Consider the following 1,764-nt stretch of genomic DNA (forward strand, 5'->3'; position numbering starts at 1 on the left):
CTCGTAGGCCAGCAGCTCATGCTGGTCAAGGGTCATGCCCAGCACGTGACCGCTGCCGTAGGTGAGCGTGCTGACCTTATGGCCATCGGGGCGAAGGGTCACCGTGCTCAGGTTTCTACGACCATCCAGCTGGTCCTACCGACATCTACATTGTCCTAATTCCAGCTAATGCTTTCTCCAAAACGCTCAAGTTGCTAGAGATTGTCAAGTCTGGTTTTTCACTAGACCATATACCCTCATAATTTTTGACCTTTCAACCAGCCTACTTACCTTTCCTGCAAGCTCACTCTCATAACCACACCCCTAACAAACGCGCCTTTACATTCAGTTACGCGACCATTCAGAATATAATCTAACAGACAAATAGAAAATTCCTTACTGTCTACTTGCTCCGCCCAGCCAGAAGCAATTTCACACACCCCACCAACAGATCAATCCAGCAAGCAGGTGACTCATTGAACGATACATTCTCTTCAAGCGCCGCCCTCCAATTACCGAGGTAGATGAAAGTGATATTGGCGCAATGGCGAGCCTCGTAACCCACTAATTCCTATTAAAGGTAAGAAGCTAGTAGTTTGAAACTTTTAAGATACTCGCGAGCCATCTCAAGTTCAGCCTCTTCTAACGCCCACACGGAGAAACCTTTCTGGACTGAGCATTCGCCATACCGCTCCATCGCTTGGGTGAGAGCCTGCCGTTTATCGTGCGGCAAGGCCTCAATCTTCCGGCTTGAGTACATATTCAGTTGGTAAATATCTCGAATATATGAGCCCGTGTCATTGGACCATTGTTTTTTCATCCAAGCCCCAGCCTCAGATCGTCGCCCCCACATAAGTGGATGAATTTCATCAGGCATATAGATACCTCTCGCATACCCGGTACCATATGCGTGAGTCTCGACATATGCATAGGCGTAGTCATATGCTTCAACAACATGACCCATCATCAAAAATGAGTCAAGGAGGTCACTTAATCGAATTTTTTCTTTATTAGCAGAGAGCATTAAGCCCGTACCGTTAGAAAAAACCACGGAAAAATCAGAGTTCAGCACCTCACTAACCTCACCTTTTCTCCACTTGCGCTCAGAGTACAACTCTATTGCTTCTAACTTCCCCAAACTCAAGTCTTGTAAATATTTTTTTTCATTAAACTTCACAACCTTACCGCCACTGCCGCCAGATCGCTCAACGTCACCACGCTCAGAAATCCATCGTTTTACATCAGGGTAAACTGACAGCAGATTTGTTTTGACATCTGAAACAGAATGAGCCACCAAAAAACAGTAATAATCCATACTCAATTCTTCCTTAAAGTTTTTCCAGTAGCAGTATAGTCCCCTGCACGAGCCCCGAGGCCTTGTAGAGTTATTCTTCCCTTCGCCTCAAGCCTAGTCAGTTGGTCAGTCGGAGATGGTACTTCAACAATATCCACCCTACCATCTTTACGAAGCCCGGTTACATCTGGACGAGTAATAGGATCAGTTGGCACACCTGTTACGGTCTTGACTGCTACGTTAACACCAACTTTCTCATAATCACCACTTTTAGCCATCTGCAGAGCAATATCTTCGGACAGTTGCGCATGACCATCACCACCAGTCTTCTGCCCAGTACCGATAATTGGACAGCCATTAACGAGTCTTACTGGCTGCTTTTTCGCTAATCCAAGAGGATCAATCCACTCCACAGGGTTCGGCGCATAGGCAAACAGGTTTAAACCGCCGCCGTAGCTAATCGGGTCCTGGCTCACAAACCGCCCAACCCT

Annotated in this window: 2 protein-coding genes; both read right to left on the reverse strand. The window is 46.8% G+C overall.

All coding sequences use genetic code 11. From position 1 onward, the window contains the following. Positions 1–553: 553 nt before the first annotated feature. Positions 554–1,294 (reverse strand): hypothetical protein, encoded by a 741-nt coding sequence (locus H620_RS0118840; protein WP_027907864.1) that lies wholly within the window; start codon positions 1,292–1,294, stop codon positions 554–556. A 2-nt stretch (positions 1,295–1,296) separates the two neighbouring features. Continuing rightward, positions 1,297–1,764, reverse strand: a 468-nt coding sequence (locus H620_RS26695) for an RHS repeat-associated core domain-containing protein (protein WP_244880971.1), incomplete at its 5' end; no start/stop codon positions are given.

This window comes from Pseudomonas taiwanensis DSM 21245 (genome assembly GCF_000425785.1).
Taxonomy (GTDB): Bacteria; Pseudomonadota; Gammaproteobacteria; order Pseudomonadales; family Pseudomonadaceae; genus Aquipseudomonas; species Aquipseudomonas taiwanensis.

What these genes read in the sequence shown, in the direction of transcription:
- H620_RS0118840 (WP_027907864.1), bottom strand. Translation starts at nt 1,294, where the DNA reads ATGGATTATTACTGTTTTTTGGTGGCTCATTCTGTTTCAGATGTCAAA.